This window comes from Kitasatospora sp. NPDC056273 (assembly GCF_042268845.1).
Classification (GTDB): Bacteria; Actinomycetota; Actinomycetes; order Streptomycetales; family Streptomycetaceae; genus Kitasatospora.
This window is the reverse complement of record NZ_JBHJSJ010000013.1, coordinates 19,101-38,317: the sequence shown is the minus strand read 5'-3', so window position 1 is coordinate 38,317 and position 19,217 is coordinate 19,101. Positions and strand designations below refer to the sequence as shown.

General features: G+C 73.8%; 15 protein-coding genes and 2 tRNA genes. 7 read left to right on the top strand and 10 right to left on the bottom strand.

Annotation, left to right across the window (positions count from 1 at the left end):
- Positions 1–322: 322 nt before the first annotated feature.
- Complete coding sequence (locus tag ACFCY1_RS14165) at positions 323–748, bottom strand: OsmC family protein (protein WP_049649677.1); 426 nt, start codon at positions 746–748, stop codon at positions 323–325.
- A gap of 276 nt (positions 749–1,024) precedes the next feature.
- On the opposite strand from ACFCY1_RS14165, the gene ACFCY1_RS14160 reads away from it, so the two are divergent.
- Together ACFCY1_RS14160 and lepB are read left to right on the top strand one after the other, a co-directional pair.
- Positions 1,025–1,360, top strand: a complete 336-nt coding sequence (locus ACFCY1_RS14160) for a chorismate mutase (protein WP_049649676.1) — start codon at positions 1,025–1,027, stop codon at positions 1,358–1,360.
- Between the two features lie 271 nt (positions 1,361–1,631).
- Positions 1,632–2,420, top strand: coding sequence for a signal peptidase I (gene lepB / locus ACFCY1_RS14155; protein WP_375874718.1), 789 nt, complete (start codon positions 1,632–1,634; stop codon positions 2,418–2,420).
- Here lepB and ACFCY1_RS14150 read toward each other — a convergent pair.
- The 3 genes from ACFCY1_RS14150 to ACFCY1_RS14140 form a co-directional block, all read right to left on the bottom strand.
- Positions 2,383–3,477 carry a DMT family transporter gene (locus ACFCY1_RS14150; RefSeq protein WP_375874717.1) on the bottom strand — a complete coding sequence of 365 codons (1,095 nt, stop codon included), beginning with the start codon at positions 3,475–3,477 and terminating at the stop codon, positions 2,383–2,385. The genes lepB and ACFCY1_RS14150 overlap by 38 nt on opposite strands.
- A 166-nt stretch (positions 3,478–3,643) precedes the next feature.
- Positions 3,644–5,890, bottom strand: a complete 2,247-nt coding sequence (locus ACFCY1_RS14145; protein ID WP_375874716.1) for a transglycosylase domain-containing protein — start codon at positions 5,888–5,890, stop codon at positions 3,644–3,646.
- Positions 5,891–6,292: 402 nt separating this feature from the next.
- Positions 6,293–6,366, bottom strand: a tRNA-Lys gene (locus ACFCY1_RS14140).
- Between the two features lie 188 nt (positions 6,367–6,554).
- Between ACFCY1_RS14140 and ACFCY1_RS14135 the strand changes: the two genes are divergently transcribed.
- Both ACFCY1_RS14135 and ACFCY1_RS14130 read left to right on the top strand, forming a co-directional pair.
- Positions 6,555–7,346 carry a DUF998 domain-containing protein gene (locus tag ACFCY1_RS14135; RefSeq protein WP_375874715.1) on the top strand — a complete coding sequence of 264 codons (792 nt, stop codon included), beginning with the start codon at positions 6,555–6,557 and terminating at the stop codon, positions 7,344–7,346.
- Positions 7,343–8,227 (top strand): alpha/beta fold hydrolase, encoded by an 885-nt coding sequence (locus ACFCY1_RS14130; protein ID WP_375874714.1) that lies wholly within the window; start codon positions 7,343–7,345, stop codon positions 8,225–8,227. The genes ACFCY1_RS14135 and ACFCY1_RS14130 overlap by 4 nt, the downstream gene beginning before the upstream one ends.
- 50 nt (positions 8,228–8,277) lie before the next feature.
- Here ACFCY1_RS14130 and ACFCY1_RS14125 read toward each other — a convergent pair whose 3' ends face one another.
- The 5 genes from ACFCY1_RS14125 to ACFCY1_RS14105 form a co-directional block, all read right to left on the bottom strand.
- Positions 8,278–9,003 carry a GPP34 family phosphoprotein gene (locus ACFCY1_RS14125; RefSeq protein WP_375874713.1) on the bottom strand — a complete coding sequence of 242 codons (726 nt, stop codon included), beginning with the start codon at positions 9,001–9,003 and terminating at the stop codon, positions 8,278–8,280.
- Between the two features lie 73 nt (positions 9,004–9,076).
- Positions 9,077–9,150 (bottom strand) — tRNA-Lys (locus ACFCY1_RS14120).
- Between the two features lie 70 nt (positions 9,151–9,220).
- The gene (locus tag ACFCY1_RS14115; protein WP_375874712.1) at positions 9,221–11,296 is read right to left on the bottom strand and encodes a dipeptide ABC transporter ATP-binding protein; all 2,076 of its coding nucleotides are present in this window, start codon (positions 11,294–11,296) and stop codon (positions 9,221–9,223) included.
- A complete protein-coding gene (locus ACFCY1_RS14110; protein WP_375874711.1) occupies positions 11,293–12,267 on the bottom strand; it encodes an ABC transporter permease in 975 nt (324 codons plus the stop codon). The genes ACFCY1_RS14115 and ACFCY1_RS14110 overlap by 4 nt, the downstream gene beginning before the upstream one ends.
- A gap of 15 nt (positions 12,268–12,282) precedes the next feature.
- On the bottom strand, positions 12,283–13,263 hold the full coding sequence (locus ACFCY1_RS14105; protein WP_049652233.1) for an ABC transporter permease: 981 nt from the start codon (positions 13,261–13,263) through the stop codon (positions 12,283–12,285).
- A gap of 357 nt (positions 13,264–13,620) precedes the next feature.
- Between ACFCY1_RS14105 and ACFCY1_RS14100 the strand changes: the two genes are divergently transcribed.
- Both ACFCY1_RS14100 and ACFCY1_RS14095 read left to right on the top strand, forming a co-directional pair.
- Entirely contained in the window at positions 13,621–15,324 is a 1,704-nt protein-coding gene (locus tag ACFCY1_RS14100) for an ABC transporter family substrate-binding protein (protein WP_049652232.1), read from the top strand.
- Positions 15,325–15,819: 495 nt separating this feature from the next.
- Positions 15,820–17,043, top strand: a complete 1,224-nt coding sequence (locus ACFCY1_RS14095; RefSeq protein WP_375874710.1) for a low temperature requirement protein A — start codon at positions 15,820–15,822, stop codon at positions 17,041–17,043.
- 90 nt (positions 17,044–17,133) lie between these two features.
- Here the strand turns inward: ACFCY1_RS14095 and ACFCY1_RS14090 are convergent, their stop codons facing one another.
- On the bottom strand, positions 17,134–18,111 hold the full coding sequence (locus tag ACFCY1_RS14090) for a LysR family transcriptional regulator (RefSeq protein ID WP_241853111.1): 978 nt from the start codon (positions 18,109–18,111) through the stop codon (positions 17,134–17,136).
- 318 nt (positions 18,112–18,429) lie between these two features.
- Here ACFCY1_RS14090 and snpA point away from each other — a divergent pair, with 318 nt between their 5' ends.
- Complete coding sequence (gene snpA / locus ACFCY1_RS14085) at positions 18,430–19,074, top strand: snapalysin (RefSeq protein WP_375874709.1); 645 nt, start codon at positions 18,430–18,432, stop codon at positions 19,072–19,074.
- The last annotated feature ends 143 nt before the right edge of the window (positions 19,075–19,217 follow it).

Below are 19,217 nucleotides of genomic sequence, written 5' to 3'. Positions count from 1 at the left end.
TGGGGCGCCGGTGCGCGGGGACCCGCCTGAAGGACAGGGCGCTGCGGCCGATCATAGGCCGCGACGGCAACACGCGGTGACCGCCGCCAGGGTGATTCGCCCGCTTTGTGATCATGAATGGCGGTACGTGCAGACGCCCCCGGTGCACATCACATGATGTGCGCCAGGGGCGCGTGCGCTGAAGCCGCGCCCCTGGGCGCCGACCGTGCGCCGGACGCGGACCGGTCGCGCGCCGACCGCGGGCCGGACACCGGCCGGGAGCCGGACGCCGGCCGGTCCCCGAGGGGCGCGGTGAAGAAGAAGAGGAGAAGAGGGGTGCGGTTCAGGCCAGCTTGGCGGTGAGGGTGATGGTGGTGCCGGTCAGGGCCTGGCTGACCGGGCAGTTGGCCTTGGCGTCCTCGGCGGCCTTGACGAAGCCCGCCTCGTCCAGGCCCGGCACCGTGCCGGTGACGGTCAGGTGGATGCCGGTGATGCCCTCGCCCGGCTGGAAGGTGACGTCGGCCTGGGTCTCCAGCGTGGTGGGCGGGGTGCCGGCGCCGGTGAGGCCGTGGGAGAGGGCCATCGAGAAGCACGCCGAGTGGGCGCCGGCGATGAGCTCCTCCGGGCTGGTCTTGCCGTTGGCCTGCTCGGCGCGGGACGGCCAGGACACCGGGTACGTGCCGATGCCGGACGATTCGAAGGTCACCTGGCCCTGGCCGGCGACGAGGTTGCCCTCCCAGGCCGTACGGGCGGTGCGGGTGGTTGCCACGATCGGTTCCTCCAGTGCTGAGGGAGAGTGTTCGAGCGGTCACTTCCGGTCATGCGTGCCCCAGCCTACGGGCAGGGGCCTCCCCGCTCCGGCGTGTCACGCCGCAGCGGGGAGGCGGTGCGCGGTGCCGGCGGGCGGCTCCGGGGCCCTGTCCGGATCGTGGACGGTTCTGTTCGACGGTGCGGGGCCGGAGCGGGGGCCCTGTTAGATTTGCCCGGGCCCGAGCCCGGCCGGCGTACGGTCGGGCGCCCACTCCAGACACCGGGAGCCGCCCCGATGACGGACCACTCCACGACCCCCGACGCCGCTCTGCCCCAGGGGATCGACGACGCCGTACGGGCCGAGCTGACCAGCCTGCGCGAGAGCATCGACAACATCGACGCCGCGGTGGTCCACATGCTGGCCGAGCGCTTCAAGGCGACCCAGCGGGTCGGCCGGCTCAAGGCCGAGCACAAGCTGCCGCCGGCCGACCCGGCGCGCGAGCGGGACCAGATCAAGCGGCTGCGGGAGCTGGCGGCGGGGGCGAAGCTGGACCCGGTCTTCGCGGAGAAGTTCCTGAACTTCATCATCGCCGAGGTCATCCGCCACCACGAGGCCATCGCCCGCGCCTGACCGGGCCGGAGCCCGCACGCCCGGAGGCCCCGCGCCCAGAGCCCGCACCCCACCCGGAGACGGAGACGGAGCGGACCGCCGGCAGCGGGCCCCGGTCGTTCCCGGCCCCTCCCGGCCGTTCCCAGGTGACCCCCGGTGATCCCCGGTGCGCCCCCCGGGGCTCCCCTGGGACACCCGGCGATGTCGGCGGCGGCTAAATGACCGATTTCGTCAGGCTCCACGGTTGGCGTAGCGTGCAGGTTTCCCCAGCCGGAGAGGTGGAGCAGCGACGATGGCGGTGAACCTGCCCGAAACGCCCAGCGGGGCCGGAGCCCCCAGCGGCTCCGCGTCGAACGTCCACGAGGTGTCCGGCGGCCGCGCCGAGGCCCGCCGTCGGGCGCGCGGTTCGCGCGGCCGTACGGACCGCCGCGCGGGCCGGCGTCCCCGGCCGTGGTGGATCGAGCTGCCGGTGATGGCGGCGGTCGGCCTGGTGGTCGCGCTGCTGATCAAGACCTGCCTGTTCCAGGTGTTCACCATCCCGTCCGGCTCGATGGAGAACACCCTGCGGATCGGCGACCGGGTCGGCGTGAACAAGCTGGCGCCGCTGACCGGCTGGGAGCCGGAGCCGGGGCAGCCGGTGGTGTTCAAGGACCCGGGGGGCTGGCTGCCGCCGCAGCCGACCGACCCGAACCCGGTCACCAACGCGGTGAGCTCGGTGCTCTCCTTCGTCGGCCTGGTGCCGCCGAAGGACGACAACTACCTGGTCAAGCGGGTCATCGCGACCGGGGGCCAGACCGTGCAGTGCGAGGGCGCCACGCTGACCGTCGACGGTCGGAAGGTCGACGAGCCGTACCTGCACCCCGGGGACGACTCCTGCGCCGGGCTGGACTTCGGGCCGGTGAAGGTGCCCTCGGGCTACGTCTGGGTCGAGGGCGACCACCGCAGCGACTCCGCGGACTCCCGGTACCACCAGCACGGCCCGGGCGGCGGCGCCGTGCCGGTGGACAACGTGGTCGGCCCGGTGTCGGCCGTCGTGTGGCCGCTCAGTCACCTCGACTGGTTCGGCTGGACCGGCCGCTGATCCCGCGCTCGGCGGCCACCCGGTCGGGGGCCCCAGGCCCGGCGGCTCCAGGGCCGTCGGCCCCCGCGTCTGAACCCGAGCCCGAACCCGTTCCCGAGCCCGTCCCTGAACCCGTCCCCGATCCCGTCTCCGCGGGCTTGCTCGCCTGCGCCGCGAAGGCGCCGGTCAGCACCAGCAGGCCGCCCGCGATCTGCGGCACCCCGAGGTGTTCGCCGAGCAGCACCCAGGCCGTCACGGTGGCGACCACGGCCTCCAGGTTGGCGACCACCCCGGCGATCGGCGGCGAGAGGTAGCCGACCGAGATCACCCCGGTCAGGTAGGCGAGCACGGTCGCGATCAGGACCATCCACGCGGCCGGGACGAACGCGGGCAGGGTGTGCCCGTTCATCACCACCGACCCGCCGAGCCGGCTCCAGTCGGCCTGCCACGGCCGGGTGAGGACGGTGAGCAGCACCGCGCCGACGAGCAGCCCGAACGCGCTGACGGCGAGCGGGTCGACCGGGCGGTCGCCGTGCCGGCCGGCGTCGGCGAGCACGAAGTAGCCGACCTGGCAGAAGGCCGCGCCGAGGGCGAACAGCACGCCCAGCGCGTCGAAGCTCAGACCGTTCCAGACCTCGACCACGCAGGCCAGCCCGGCCACCGCGACGCCGGCGCCGATGGCCGCGCCGCGGGTGATCGGCTTGCGCTGGACGAACTTGACGTAGCCGATCAGCAGCGGCGGGCCGAGGTACTCGATGAGCAGGGCGACGCCGACCGGGATGCGGGAGATCGCCGCGAAGTAGCAGGCCTGGACGCCCGCCACGGCGAGCAGGCCGAAGCCGAGCAGCAGGCCGGGGCGGCGCAGGACGGCGTCCCGGTGCCGGTAGGCGATCGGGAGGAGTGCCACCGCCGCCCCGGTGACGCGGAGCCACACCACGTGCAGGGGGGAGAGTCCGGCCTCTATCAGCGGCTTGGCCGCGGTGCCGGAGCCGCCGAAGGCGAAGGCGGAGACGAGCGCGAGGCCGAGGCCGAGGGTTCTGCCCGAAGGGAGGGTGGGCGAGGCCGTTGATCTGTGCACGGCCGCATTGTGACAGTCATACCAATGATCGGGTAAGGCACCATTCCGTCATTCGGTCCTGCCCTTCACCGTACGCGGCGGCGAAATCACTCGGCCCCGGCCGCCCGGTCTCAGCTGAGAGCGGGCGGCCGGGGCCGAGTGGACGGGCCGGGGTGATCGGACCCCGTCAGCCCCCGGACCGGGACGAGGCGCCCGCCCCCGTGAGCGCGTCCGTCCCGCCCGTCCCGCCCGTGGGCTGGCCGGTCGGCTGGCTGGTCGGGGGCGCGGTCGGCTGGGTGGTCTGCGTCGGCTTCGAGGTGGGCCGGGGCGGCCGGGTGGGCTGGGTGGTGGGCTGGCTGGTCGGCGGGGCCGTCGGCGCGGTGGTCGCGCCGCCGTCGGTGCCGCCCGACGGGGTCGAGCCCGAGCCGTCGCCCGGCGCCGTGGTGGGGCCGGTGCTCGGAGCGCCGCTGGGGGCGCCCGTCGACGGGGCGCTGCTCGGCGTGCTCGGGGCGGTCGGCAGGTCGGTGGCGCCCGAGGAGTCGCCGCCCGCCGGGGTGGCGAAGTCGCTGACCGGCTGGCCCTTGAGCGCGGACTTCATGTAGCTGGTCCAGATCTGGGCCGGGAACTGGCCGCCGGCCGCGCCGTCGATGCCGCCGACGCCGCTCAGGCTGACCTGGGAGCCGTTGCCCGGGTCCTGGCCGAACAGGGCGACCGAGGTGACCAGCTCGGGGGTGTAGCCCACGAACCAGACCGACTTCTGGTCGTCGGTGGTGCCGGTCTTGCCCGCCACCGGGCGGCCGAGGCCCTTGGCCCGCCAGCCGGTGCCGCCCGGGTCGCTCACCACGCCCTGGAGCATCGAGGTGACCTGGTTGGCGGTCTCCTCGCTGATCGCCTGGGTGGTCTTGTGCGCGGGCAGCGCGACGTTCTCGCCCTCGCGGTCCACCGACTGCACCAGCCACGGGGTGATCTGCTTGCCGCCGTTGTCCAGCGTGGCGTACACGCCCGCCATGTCGAGCACGCTCGGGGTGGCCGCGCCCAGCGGGATGGACGGCACCGGGTCGAGGCCCGGGGTGTTGCCGGGCAGGCCCATCGCGACGGCGGTGTCCTTGACCTTCTGGAGCCCGGTGTCCTGCGCGAGCTGCGCGAACGCCGAGTTGACCGACCAGTCGGTGGCCTGCTGGAGGGTGATCTGGCCGTAGCTCTTGTCGCCCTCGTTCGGCGGCGCGTACGGGGTGCCCTTGCCGCCGCGGACCTTCCGGCCGCTGGTGCCGTCGTAGACCGTGCGCGGGGTGACGGTGCGACCCTCCTGGGTCTTGGCGTTGTTCTCGAAGGCGGCGGCCAGCGCGATCGCCTTGAAGGTCGAGCCGGCCTGGTAGTCGCGCCGGGTGGCGTTGTCGACGTAGTGCTTCACGTAGTCGACGCCGCCGTACAGGGCGACGACCGCGCCGGTCTTCGGGTCCACCGAGGCGGCGCCGGCCTGGGCGGCCGCGTCCTTCTTCCGCTTGTCCGGGTTCAGGCTGTCGTGCAGCTGGGCCTGGACGGAGTCCTGGAGGGCCTGCTGGCGGGCCGGGTCGATGCTCAGCTTGATCGTGTAGCCGCCCTTGGCCAGCTCGGTCTCGTTGATCACGCCGCTGGAGGTGAGGTACTGGGTGGCCGCGTCGACCAGGTAGCCGGCCTGGCCGGACAGGCCCGGGTTGGGCTGGGGGTCCCGGACCTCCGGGAAGGCGGTCCTGGCCCGCTCGTCCGCGGAGAGCCAGCCCTCCTTGACCATGCCGTCGAGCACGTAGTTCCAGCGGTTGACGGCGTTCTGCTTGCCCGCCGCGGTCGCGGTGGCGACGTCGTAGGCGCTCGGGGCGTTCAGCAGGGTGGCCAGGTAGGCGCCCTGGGCGGGATCGAGGGCGGACGCGTCGATGCCGAAGTACGCCTGGGAGGCGGCCTGGATGCCGTAGGCGCCGCGGCCGTAGTACGAGGTGTTCAGGTAGCCGGAGAGGATGTCGTTCTTGCTCTCGGTGGCGTCCACCTTGATGGCGATGAACAGTTCCTTCACCTTGCGGGTGACCGACTGCTTCTGGTTCAGGTACGTGTTCTTCACGTACTGCTGGGTGATGGTGGAGCCGCCCTGGGTGCCCTGGCCCTTGGCGGTGTTGACCGCGGCCCGGGCCAGGCCCTGGACGTTGATCGCGCCCTCGTTGTAGAAGTTCCGGTCCTCGGCGGCCAGCGCGGCGTGCTGGGCGGCGGGGGAGACCTTGTCCAGGGAGACGTTCTGCCGGTTGGTCTGGCCGGTGCGGGTGAGCACCGAACCGTCCGCGTAGAGCCAGGTGTTGCTCTGGGCGGTGGCGGCGGCGTGCGCGTCCGGCACCTTCACCAGGGCGATCCCGAGGGCGAACAGACCGATGCCGAGCAGCAGCGCGGAGCCGAAGCCCAGCAGGGTCATCCGCCAGGTGGGTATCAGCCGGCGCCAGCCGGTGCGCTTCGGACGTCGCGGCTTCCTGCCGCCGGACCCGCCGGACCCGCCGGACCCGCCGGCCGGGCCGGCGGAGCGCTTGAGCCGTTTGACCGGCCGGAGACTGATCGACGGCGTGCGACGGCCGCCCTGGGCGTTTCTGGACAAAGCGCGGCCTTTCCTGCGGGCGCATCGAGGCAGCCCGGCACGGACGGGGACATCGGCGGTTGGGGACCTTTGTCCCGATTCCGGTTTTACTGCCCTGGACGAGCAGAACGGGCCGGATAGCTCCGGCGGATCGCCAATCGAGACCGACATCACACGCAAAACGGACGTCGGAGGCCAAAAAATCGGGGAGCCCCTCGCTGCTGCGAGAGGCTCCCCAAATGTCTGTGCGCCGCCAGGGACTCGAACCCCGGACCCGCTGATTAAGAGTCAGCTGCTCTAACCAACTGAGCTAGCGGCGCCTGCTGACCTGGAAAACAATACACGGTTCCGAGGGGTGCCTCGAACCATCACCGAGCCATCACCGAACCGTCGCCGAGCCGCCCCCGGGTCGACCCCGGGGCACCCGCGAACGACCCGGGCGGCGGCCGATCGATCCGCCCCTTTCCTTCCGGTTGGTCCGGAGTTCGCCGCTGGTTAGGGTGGAACGGTGCCCCGCCCCCAGCCAGGCCACCGCGCCGCGCGGACGACGGTCGCCACCCTGCTGCTGCTCAGCGCCGTGGCGTACACCGCCTGGGTGCTGGAGGTCGTGCTGAGCACCGGACTCGACCCGGTGCAGGCGTACATCAGCGAACTCGCCGCCGAGGACCAGCCGCTGGGCGGCCTGTTCCGGGCCACCGACCTGGCCGCCGGACTCTGCCTGCTCGCCGCCGCCGGCACCGCCCTCGCCACCGGGCGGGTCGGGGCCTCGCGGCGGCGGCGCTGGGCGCTGGCCGGCTGGTCCGCGCTCGCCCTGTTCGGCGCCGCGACCGCCGCCGACTCCCGGCTGCCGCTCAGCTGCGCCCCCACCAGCGACGAGATGTGCGCCGCCCGGGAGACCGCCGGGCTCGTCCCCGCCACCCACACCGCGCACGCGGTCACCAGCAGCCTCGCCATGGCCGGGGCGCTCACCGCGCTGGTCTCGCTCACCGTGGCCGCCCGGCGCTACCACTGGTGGCCGCCGGTGCGCCGGTTCGGGCCCTGGCTGCTGGGCGCCGAGCTGCTCGCCACCGGCTGGAGCCTCGCCTCGATCGCCGCCTTCCAGGCCGGGCGCGGCACCTGGGCGCTCGGGGCCGGGCAGCGGCTCCAGGTGCTGCTGGTCGCGCTCTGGCTCGGCCTGCTGGCCCTGGGCGTCGCCCGCTCGGACGGTACGGACGAGGACGCCGAGGTGGACGAGGGGGACGAGCGGACTGAGGGGCGGCGCCGACCGACCGAACCGTCCCCGGGACGGAGGCCGACATGAGCACCGCCGGACCGGAGGCCGTCGACCGGGCGCGCTTCCTGCGCGTCGACGGCGTCCCGCTGCACGTCCGCACCGAGGGCAGTGGCCCGGTCTGCCTGCTCTCCGGCGGCCTCGGCAGCAGCTGGTTCGACTGGGACCTGGTCGTCCCCTTCCTCACCCCGTACCGCACCGTGGTCCGCTTCGACCGGCCCGGTTACGGGCTGAGCGCCGGGGAGCCCGCCACCGGGCGCCCCGCGCCGACGGCGGCCGGCGAGGCCGGGCGGATCCGGGCGGTGCTGGACGGCCTCGGGCTGCGGGAACGCTGCACCGTGGTCGGGCACTCGCTCGCGGGCTTCCACGTCGAGGCCTTCGCCCGGCTGCACCCCGAGCGGACCGCCGGGCTGGTGCTGGTGGACGGCAGCGTGGAGGCGGCGGCCCGGCCCTACCCGGCACCCGCCGCGCGCGACCTGGCGGCCCGGGCGGTGGCCGGCGCCGCCACCGCCCTCGCCGTGCCCTACCTGCTGGGCCCGACCGCCCGCCGGGCCATGGCCCGGCTGTCCACCGTCCGCCGCGAGGACCTCGCCCCGGCGCCGCTGGTCCGGCACTGCTACCGCACCGGGCGGGCGCTGCGCGCGCTGCTGCGGGAGAACGGCCGCTACCTCGACACGGCCGCCGAACTGGACGAGCTGCGGCGCACCCGGCCGCTGGCCGAGGACCTGCCGGTGACCGTGCTGGCCGCCGACGACGGCTGCCGGACCCGCCGCACCGAGGACTGGCTGGCCCGGCAGCGGGAGCTGGCGGCACTGCTCGGGGCGGACTTCCGCACCACCGCCCCGGCCGGGCACCTGGTGATGTTCGACCGCCCGGACGCGGTGGCCTCGGCGGTGCTCGACACCCGCTGAGCGGTCGGCCCGGGTGCCGGGGGCCGCGTGGGCGGGTGCCGGAGCACGGATCAGCCCCCGGACTGGGACCTCCGCCGGGTGATCTCCCGCTTCACGGCCCGGGGGACCGGCAGGTCGCGGGCCAGCTGCCGGACGGCGTGCCGGGTCTCGGCGCCGTCCGGACCCTGGTAGAGCCGGCGCTCCAGCCCGGCCGCCCCGATCAGGCCGGCCAGCTGCCGGTCGCGCTCGTCGGCCGGATCGGTCGGATCAGCCGCACCGGTCGGACCAGAGAGACCAGTCGGACCAGAGAGACCGGAGAACCCGGAGAGCCCGGCGCGCGCCAGCGTGGCCGCCGTCCGGGCGGCGATCAGCGCTCCGGCGTCCGGCCGCACGGCCGTCCAGCGGCGGTAGGGCAGCCCGAGGAAGCGGTGGCTCCGGACGGTCAGCACGCCCTGCCCGACCATCCGGTCCAGGTGGTGGTGGGTCGCCCGGCCGTGCGGGTGGGTCAGCGCGCGCAGCGCGTGTTCGAGGGTCCGGGGCCGGCCCTCGCCCGCCTGCCCGAGGTCGGCCAGGACGGCGGCGGCGAGTTCGTCCTGGCCGCCCGGCGGCCGGTGGCCGGTGATCCGGCGCCCGTCGACGGTGATCGTGCCGGCCAGCTGGAGCTCGGCGAGGACGGCGCCCGCGACCGCCGTCGAGAGGGTGAGGGCGGGGATCCGAAGGCGTCCGTCCGCCGGGTCGGCGCAGAGCAGCAGCAGTTCCTCGGCCAGGGGCCGGGTGCCGGTGTCGGGGGAGTTCATGGGGAGAAGGCCTACCCGGCCGGGAAACGCCTCAGGCCGCCCACCGGAGTGGACGGCCTGAGACCTTGCCATGTGCGCCGCCAGGGACTCGAACCCCGGACCCGCTGATTAAGAGTCAGCTGCTCTAACCAACTGAGCTAGCGGCGCTTGCTGACGTCGAAGACTTTACACGCCGCCGACCGGATCCACCGAATCGTGTTCGAGTGATCACCGATTGTCACTGCCCCCGGGTCGCCGGCTCCGGGTGGTGGCAGGCCGCCTGGTGGTCCGCCCCGGGGGCGCCGAGCAGGGCCGGCCGCTCCTGTTCGCAGCGGGCCCGGTCCGCCGGGGCGGTGAGCGCGGCGTAGCGCGGGCAGCGGGTGCGGAAGACGCAGCCGGTGCGGCGCTCGGTGGGCGGGGGCGGGTCGCCGGCCAGCAGGACGCGGTCGCGGGCGCGCTCGGCGGCGGGGTCGGGCAGCGGGACGGCGGAGAGCAGGGCGCGGGTGTACGGGTGGCGGGGGCGGTCGAAGACGGCGGAGACCTCGCCCTGCTCGACCGTCCGGCCGAGGTACATCACGCTGACCCGGTCGGCGAGGTGCCGGATCACCGAGAGGTCGTGCGAGACGAACAGGTAGGAGAGGCCCAGTTCGGCCTTGAGGGCCTGGAGCAGGTTGAGCACCCCGGCCTGGATGGAGACGTCCAGGGCGGAGACCGGCTCGTCCAGCACCAGCAGCCCGGGCCGGACGGCGAGGGCCCGGGCGATCGAGACGCGCTGGCGCTGGCCGCCGGAGAACTGGTGCGGGTAGCGGACGGCGTGCTCCGGGTCGAGGCCGACCTGGCGCAGCAGCTCGGGCACCCGGCGGGCGATCTCCTCGCGCGGGGCGCGCTGGGCGAGCAGTGGTTCGGCGACGATGTCGCCGATCGGCATCCGGGGGTCGAGGCTGGCCATCGGGTCCTGGAAGACGATCTGCACCCGGGCGCGGAGCCGGTGGGCCTCGGCCCGGGTGAGCGTCGCGGTGTCGTGGCCGAGCAGTTCGATCCGGCCGGTCTCCGGGGCGCCGAGCCGCAGCAGTTCGAACAGGGTGGTGGACTTGCCGGAGCCGGACTCCCCGACCAGGCCGAGGGTCTCGCCCTCCCGCAGGTCCAGGTCGACGCCGTCCACCGCGTACACCTCGCCGACCTTGCGCTTGAACACCGTGCCCTTGAGGAGGGGGAACGTTTTTTCCAGGCCGCTCACCGACAGCACCGGCGTCCGGGTGGAGCGGTCGACGGGGCCGGCGGCGGCCGGCGGCAGCTCCGGAACGGGGTAGACCTCGGCGGGCGCGGGCCGTCGCTCGGCGAGCTCCGCCGACCGTACGCAGGCCGACAGGTGCTCCTCCGTACCCTCCAGGGCGGGCTCGGCCGTCGTGCAGCGCTCCTCCGCGAGCGGGCAGCGCGCCGCGAAGGGGCAGCCCGGGGGCAGTTCGGCCATCGGCGCCGGGGTGCCGGGGATCGGTACGAGCGGACCGCCGCGCCCGTCCAGCCGGGGCAGCGCGCCGATCAGGCCGAGCGAGTACGGGTGGTGCGGGGCCGCGAAGAGCTCGTCCACCCCGGCCGTCTCGACCACCCGTCCGGCGTACATCACCGCGACCCGGTCGGCCGCCCCGGCGATCACCCCGAGGTCGTGGCTGACCAGGACGAGTGCCGCGCCGGTCTCCCGCTGGGCGGTGCGCAGCACGTCCAGCACCTGGGCCTGGATGGTGACGTCGAGGGCGGTGGTGGGCTCGTCGGCGAGCAGGATGTCGGGATCGTTGGCGACCGCCATGGCGATCATCGCGCGCTGCCGCATGCCGCCGGAGAACTCGTGCGGGAAGCTGTCCAGGGCCCGGTCGGGCGCCGGGATGCCGACCAGGTCGAGGAGTTCGGCGGCCCGGCGGCGCGCGGCGGCCCGGTCCACCCGCTGGTGGACGCGGACCGCCTCGGCGATCTGGTCGCCGATCCGGTAGACCGGGGTGAAGGCGGACAGCGGGTCCTGGAAGACCATGGCGATCCGGCGGCCGCGGATCGCGGCGAGCTCCCGGCCCGGCAGCCCGACCAGTTCCCGCCCGTCCAGCCGCACCGAGCCGCTGACCCGCGCCGTGCCGGGCAGCAGCCCGAGCACGGACAGCGCGGTCACGGACTTCCCGGAGCCGGACTCGCCGACGATGCCGAGGGTCTCGCCGCGCCGCAGGGTGAGGTCCACCCCGCGGACGGCGGGGACCGGGCCGTCGGGCCCGGCGAAGTCGACCCGCAGGTCCCGGACGGCGAGCAGCGGGGTTTCGACGGTGGTGGTCACGGGAGCTTCCTACGGCTGGCAGGGCGGTGGGAACGGCGGGTGGACCGGGAGCGGCGGGCGGACCGGGAACGGCGGGGCGCCGTCCCGGAGGTGGGGTCGAGGGCGTCGCGCAGCCCGTCCCCGATCAGGTTGACGGCGAGGACGAACAGCACCAGCAGCCCGGCGGCGAAGTAGAACAGCCAGGGGAACACCGGGGCCTCGCCGGTCCCGGCGGCGAGCAGGGTGCCGAGCGAGACGTCCGGCGGCTTGACCCCGAAGCCGAAGTAGGAGAGCGCGGTCTCGCTCATCACGGCGCCGCCGACCGCGATGGTGGCGTCGATGATGAGGAAGGAGGCGACGTTCGGCAGGATGTGCCGGCTGATGATCCGCAGCGGCCGCACGCCCATGAACCGTGCGGCGCGGACGAATTCGCGCTCGCGCAGGGAGATGGTCATCGAGCGGACCACCCGGGCGGTGATCATCCAGTTGAACAGCGCGAGCAGCAGGACGAAGGCGATCCAGCCGGCGCTCTTCAGCCGGGACGAGACGATGGTGATGATCAGGAAGGCCGGGAAGACCAGCATCAGGTCCACCAGGAACATCAGCGCCCGGTCGGTCCAGCCGCCGAAGTAGCCGGCGCAGGCGCCGACGACGGAGGCCAGCACGGTGGAGAACAGCGCCACCAGCAGACCGATGACCAGCGACTTCTGCAGGCCGCGGACGGTCTGCGCGAAGACGTCCTGGCCGACCCCGTTGGTGCCGAACCAGTGTTCGGCGGACGGGGGTTGGTGCAGCGCGGAGAAGTCCGGGGCGGCGTAGTCCCAGGGTGTGAGGTACGCGCCGCCGAAGGCGAGCAGGAACAGCAGCAGGACGATGACGGCCCCGGCGACGGCGCCGCGGGCGGCGAGCAGCCGGCTGAGGACGAGCCGTCCGCGGCCGGTGCCCCGGGGGGCGGTGGCCGGGGCGGAGGGCTCGGCGACGGTGGTGGTCATTCGGCTCTCCTCCGGTCAGGACCGCACGCGCGGGTCGAGGGCGGCGTGCAGGGTGTCCGCGAGGAAGCCGGAGACGAGCACGACGACGGCGGTGAACAGGTTGATCGCCACCACCGAGTTGACGTCCTGTTCGTTGATCGACTGGATCAGCCACTCGCCCATGCCGTGCCAGCCGAAGATCGTCTCGGTGAAGATCGCGCCGGTGAAGATGCCCAGGAAGCTGTAGGCGAACATCGTCGACATCGGGATCACCGCGGTCCGCAGCCCGTGCTTGAGCAGCGCCCGGCCGCGGGTCAGGCCCTTGGCCTCGGCGGTGCGCAGGTAGTCGGAGCCGAGCACGTCGAGCATGGTGCCGCGCTGGTAGCGGCTGTAGGTGGCGAGGCCGCCGAGGGCCAGCGAGATGGTGGGCAGCAGCAGGTGCAGCGCCCAGTCGGCGAGGTGGGTGCCGAGGCCGCCGGTGAGCCCGGGGGTCTCGTAGCCGGTGAACGGGATGACGTCGTGGCCGGCCGCGTCCTTGGCGGCGATGGCGCCGTTCTTGAGGAACAGCGCGACCAGGAAGACCGGGGTGGAGAGCAGCACGAAGGACAGCACGGTGAGCAGCCGGTCGGAGATCCGGTACTGGCGCACCGCGCTCCAGGCTCCGGCCGCGACGCCGAGGACCATGCCCAGCAGGCTGCCGAGCAGCAGTAGCCGCAGCGAGACCCAGACCCGGCGGCCGAAGTCGTCGGTGACCGGGGTGTCGTGGATGGTCCGGCCGAGGTCGCCGTGGAGCAGCCCGCCGGCCCAGTGGCCGAAGCGTTCGACGACCGGGGTGTGGTCGTTCAGGTTGAGCGCCGTGAGCTGGCGTTCGACCGATTCGACGGCCGGGCGGGGGACCTTGGCGTCGAAGTAGGTGCGCGGCTGCAGGGCGGTCGCGGAGATCGCGTACGCCAGGAAGACGGCGGCGATCAGCAGCACCGCGTAGTAGCTCAGCCGCTTCGTCAGGAAGCGGAGCATCAACGGCCGCCCGTCACGGTGCGGGTGGGGCCGACGCGTCTGGTGGGCATCGGGTGGGGGCCTCCGGTCCGGGCCCGTTCGGGGCGTCGGTTGGCAGGGTTCGGCGGATCGTCAGATGGCTTGACTGGTCGGTGAGTTGGGAAAGCCCAGGTCAGAGTGAAGCACCCGGGCACTGAGGCGGTGTTGCGCCCGTGTTGCCGCGTGTGACTTTTCGATCAGGTGTGCCCTCCTCCCCCTGGTGGCGGATCTGATCCGCTGTTACCTTCTGCTCGCCCGGTGCCGAATTGGCTGCCCACGCTCAAGCCCCGTCACACCTCTCGCGCCCCAACTCCCGTCATCGATCCCAGGGGGACCCTCATGGACGCTTCCACCACGGCCCGCCGCCTCGGCCGGGCCGCCGCGCTCGCCGTCGCCGTCGCGCTCGCGGTCACCGCGTGCACCTCGGGCGGGGGCGGCTCCGCCGACAACGCGGCGAAGAGCGAGCCGCCGGGCCCGGGCGCCAACGACCTCAACCCCAAGCCGCTGGACCAGGTCAAGGACGGCGGGGAGGTGCGCTTCCCGCTCTACCAGTGGATCACCCAGTGGAACCCGCTACAGGTGGACGGCTACTACGGTTCCGCGGTCTCGATCATGCGCAACCTGGAGCCCTCGCTCTTCACCACGGACGCCGCCGGCAGCTTCCTGCCCGACCCGGACTACCTGGTGGACGCCAAGGTCACCTCGACCTCGCCGCAGGTGGTCACCTACCGGCTCAACCCCAAGGCCAAGTGGTCGGACGGCAAGCCGCTCGGCTACCTGGACTTCAAGGCCGACTGGCAGGCCGCCGGTGGCAAGGACCCGGCGTACAACGTCTCCGACCCGTCCGGCTACGAGCAGATCTCCGCGGTCGAGCAGGGCGCCGATCCGACCGAGGTGAAGGTCACCTTCGCCGAGCCGTACGCCGACTGGCAGAACCTGTTCCGCCCGCTGATCCCGGCGGCCGGGATCTCCACCCCGGACGACTTCAACAAGGGCTGGGTGGAGAAGATCCCGATCACCGCGGGCGCGCTGAAGGTCGGCACGGCGGACAAGACCGCGCAGACCCTGACCCTCGTCCCCGACCCGGCCTGGTGGGGCACCAGGGCCAAGGTCGACAAGGTCACCTTCCGGGTGATGTCCCAGTCGGCGACGACCCAGGCGTACCTCAACAACGAGATCGACTACGCCGCGGCCGGCACCGCCACCGCGTACGGGCAGCTCAAGGACGCCAAGGACACCGTGATCCGCAGCGCCAGTCCGTGGGACGAGGTGCACATCTCCTTCGGCGGCTCGGGTGCGCTGAGCGACCGGAAGGTCCGGCAGGCGCTCGGCAAGGCGCTGGACCGCTCCGCACTGATCAAGATCGCCAACAACGGCGTGCCGGTGGAGTTCAAGCCGCTCGGCAACCACATCTTCATGCCCAACCAGACCGGGTACCAGGACACCTCCGGCGACTGGGCCAGGTTCGACCTGGCCGCCGCCAAGAAACTCCTGGACGAGGCGGGCTGGAAGGAGGCCGGCGGCGGTCAGCCGCGCACCAAGGACGGCCGGCCGCTGGAACTGCACTGGGTGCTCAACGACTCCACCCCGCAGGCCCAGATCGACCTGGCCACCGCGGCGGTGGCGATGTGGCAGGCGGCCGGGGCCAAGGTCAGCCTGGACAAGGTGCCCGCCAACGACTTCTTCACCAAGTACGTGAACCCGGGCAAGTTCGAGATCGCGAGCTGGCGCAACACCGACTCCTTCCCGCTCTCCAAGAGCCTGACCAACTTCCGGCTGCCGGTGGGCGACAACAGCTTCAGCAACCCCTCGCGCCTGGGCAGCCAGGAGATCGACGAGCTGCTGAAGAAGGCCGCCGGGACGGTCGACCCGGCGGAGGCCGCGAAGCTCTACAACCAGGCGGACGCGAAGATCTGGGAGCTCGGCCACACCGTCGAGCTCTACCAGCGGCCGGAGGTGGTGGCGACCCGCAAGGGCCTGGCCAACTACGGGGCCTTCGGTCTGGCGGGGGAGGACTACAGCAAGCTCGGCTGGGAGAAGTAGCCGCCGCCGGGGCGGGGCGGGCCGCACGGCAGGCGCTGGCGAGCAGCGCGGTGATCACGAGGCCGGTGGCGCGGACGCGGGGGGATCGGCTCCGCCGCCCCCGCAATCCCGCCACCCGCCTTGACCTTCCGCGTTGCCCGCACGCCACCCGTGTCGTGGGGCCCGGCAGGGCCCGCGCTCTTCCAACCGGGGAAGAATCTAGCGGCGCTCCGGTCGCTCGCGACGCAGCGCGCGGGGCGCGCCCGGAAACCCGCCGCGCTGTCACCCGGTTCGCGCACCGGAGCGTCAACTACGGCTGACGGCAAGGAAAAAAGGGGACATACGGGGCCATCGTACCCGGGGGGCGCGCGGCCTTTCCGGGCCGCGCCGGTGCGTGCACGGCCGTCGCGCCCGCGTGCAGAGCCGTCGCGCCGGTGCGTGCGCCGGGCCGGGGCCGCTGCCAGGATGCGCGGGACGGTCCCCCCGCCCTCCTCCCGACTCCCCGGAGCAGCTCCGATGGCCAGTGACCCCGCCGCGACGGCACGCCCCAGCCACCCCGTCGATCCGCCGCCGGTGCGCCGGATGGTCCCGCGCGACCGGAACGAGCCGCACCGGGTCGCCACCCCGCTGGAGCTCTTCTTCGACCTCTGCTTCGTGGTCGCGGTCGGCCAGGCCGGGCGCGAACTGGCCGGCTCGCTGGCGGCCGGGCACTATGGCGACGGCCTGCGCGGCTACGTGCTGGCCTTCTTCGCGATCTGGTGGGCCTGGATGAACTTCACCTGGTTCGCCTCCGCGTACGACGTCGACGACGTGCCGTACCGGATCACCACGCTGGTGCAGATCGCCGGGGTGCTGATCCTCGCCGCCGGCGTGCCGCGGATCTTCGCCACCCAGGACCTGACGCTGGGGATCGTCGGCTACCTGGTGATGCGCCTGGCGATGGTCACCCAGTGGCTGCGCGCGGCCGCCGGCGAGCGGGGCCCGGCACGCCGGGTCGCGCTGGGCTACGCGGCGGGGATCACGCTCTGCCAGGCCGGCTGGGTGGTGGTGCTGTTCCTGCCGCAGGACGTCCGGCTGTACGTCATCCCGGTCGGGGTGCTGTGCGAGCTGGCCGTGCCGGTGGTCGCCGAACTGCGGGCGCGGACCTCCTGGCACCCGCACCACATCGCCGAACGGTACGGGCTGTTCACCCTGATCGTGCTCGGCGAGACGGTGGCGGCGGCGACCGTCGCGGTGCAGTCGGCGGTGGACGAGCACGAGGAACTGGGCCGGCTGGTGCCGGTGGCCGCCGGCGGGCTGCTGATCTGCTTCGCGGCCTGGTGGATCTACTTCGCCCGGTCCGTCCACGAGCACCTGCGCTCCAACCGGCAGGCGCTGGTCTGGGGGTACGGGCACTACCTGGTGTTCGCCTCGGCGGCGGCGATCGGCACCGGGCTGGAGGTGGCGGTGGAGTCGGCGGTGCACCAGGCGCACATCTCCGAGACCGCCGCCACCGCGACGGTCACCGTGCCCACCGCGCTCTACCTGGTCACGGTCTGGTTCCTGCACTCCCGGCACACCAAGCGGGGCGCGGCGGCCCAGGCGGTGGCGCCGGCGGGGGCCGCGCTGGTGCTGGCCTGCACCGCGCTCGGCGGCTCCGGGGTGCTCGCGGCGGGCCTGGTCTGCGCGCTGATGGTGGCGGTGGGCGTGCTGGTCCACGGCCGGGAGAGCAGGCGGGCAGGCGCCCGCCGGGCCTACTGATCCGCGGGGCGTACCGGTCCACGGGGCACGCCCAGTTCGAACCGCCCAGTTCGAACCGCCCAGTCCGAACCGCCCTGTCCGAACAGCCCGTCAGCCGACCCGGCCCAGCAGCACCGGCTCGTGCCGCGCCAGCCAGTCCAGGTAGGCCGGGTTGACCTTGGCCAGATCCAGGTAGGCGGCCCGCAGTTCGCCGTACAGCGCGTCCAGCGCGGGCGGGCTGAGCACGCGCGGACGCCAGGTGAACAGCAGCCGGACGGCCAGCGGGTCCCCGTGCACCGGGCGGACCACCGTGCCGGGCCCGGGCAGCGAGGTGGGCTGGCAGGGGCGGACGGCCTCGCCGGAGGCGACCAGCTCGGCGGCGGTGGCGTTGTCCCGCACCTGCACCACCCGGGGGTTGAGCCCGGCCTCGGTGAACACCCGGCGCATCGCCGCGTACTCGTGGTCGGCGGTCGGGTCGACCATCCAGGTGTCCTCGGCGAGGTCGGCCAGGTGGACGACGTCGCGGGCGGCGGCCGGGTGCCCGGCGGCGAGCGCGACGAACTGCGGCTCCCGGGCCATCAGCACCCGGTGCTCGGCGTCCGGCGGGACCCGCAGCGGGAAGCCCTCGCACTCGTGTACGAAGGCCACGTCCAGCTGGTCGGCGGCGACCATCCGCAGCAGCGCGCTGGCCGAGATGTCGACGTGGATGGTGGTGTCGGTGTCCGGCAGCCGCTCGTGCACCCGGCGCAGCCAGGCCGCGACCGCCCGGCTGCCGACGCTGCCGATCCGCAGCCGCCGCTGCCGGCCGGGGCCGGCCGAGTCCCGCGCCTCCTGGCGGGCGGCGGCCACCAGGGCGGCCATCTCGGTGATCACCGGCCGGGCCCGGGAGAGCACCGAGTGGCCGAGCGCGGTGGGCCGGCTGCCGGTCTGCTCGCGGGTGAACAGGGTGCCGCCGATGGCCCGTTCGATGCGGTGCAGCTGGGTGGTGAGGGAGGGCTGGGTCATGCCGAGCTGGAGCGCGGCCTTGCGGAGGCTGCCGCTGTCGGCGATCGCGCACAGCACCCGGAGGTGTCTCACGTCGAGCTCCACGTCGGGAGCATAGACGCCGTCGCACCCCTTCGCCAAGGACATGACAGGCATTCAAGGCATGCCGAAGGGCCGGCCGACGGACCGACCGGCTGAACGGCCGACGGATCGGCCGGTGCGCCGCACGACGGCACCGGGCCGCTATGCGGTGGTGCTATCGCCGGTTGGCATCATCCGCGACGGCCCCGCCCGGGTCGAAGCTCGGGGGCAGCAACCCGCCCCTCGGCCACCGCCCGGGGCGGCCCCCACCGTGCGCCCCGGCCGGGCCCGGCCCCCATCGGGCCCCGGCGAGCCGGCGCACCGCGAAACCGGAGTCCCCACATGAAGCGATCCGTGCTGTCCGCAGCCCTGGGCCTGACCCTCGCGGCCGGCCTCGCCGTGCTGCCCACCACCGCCGCCGCGGCCGCGACGCCGACCGCCCCGGCCGTGCAGGGCTACACCGCCACGACGTACGCCGGTTCGGCCGCGGAGGCGGCGAACAACCAGGCCTTCTTCCAGGCCGTGATGGCCTCGGCCAAGGCCAAGCAGGCCGCCAACCCCGGCCTGGCGACCGTCACCGTCACCTACGACACCGCGAACGCGCCCTCCTTCACCAGCCAGATATCCCAGGCCGCGCAGATCTGGAACAGCTCGGAGACCAACGTCCAGCTCCAGGCGGCGAGCGGCAGCGGCGACTTCTCGTACTACGAGGGCAACGACAGCCGCGGCTCCTACGCCAGCACCGACGGCCACGGCCACGGCTACGTCTTCCTCGACTACCAGCAGAACCAGCAGTACAGCTCGCTCCGCGTGGTGGCGCACGAGACCGGCCACGTGCTCGGCCTGCCCGACGACTACTCCGGCCCGTGCAGCGAGCTGATGTCCGGCGGCGGCCCCGGCCCGTCCTGCACCAACCCGTACCCCGACGGCAACGAGCGCAGCCAGGTCGACTACCTCTGGGCGAACGGTCTCGCGGCGCGGAACTGACGCGAGCGGCAAGCGGGTTCGGGGTGGCGGGGCGCGCGGGCGGGCAGCGGGCGGCCCCCCCCCCCCGGGCGAACCCCGCCCGGGGGCGCACCGCCCCCCGGCCCGCCAAGACCGGGCGCCAAAGGGGGAACCGCGCGGCAAAA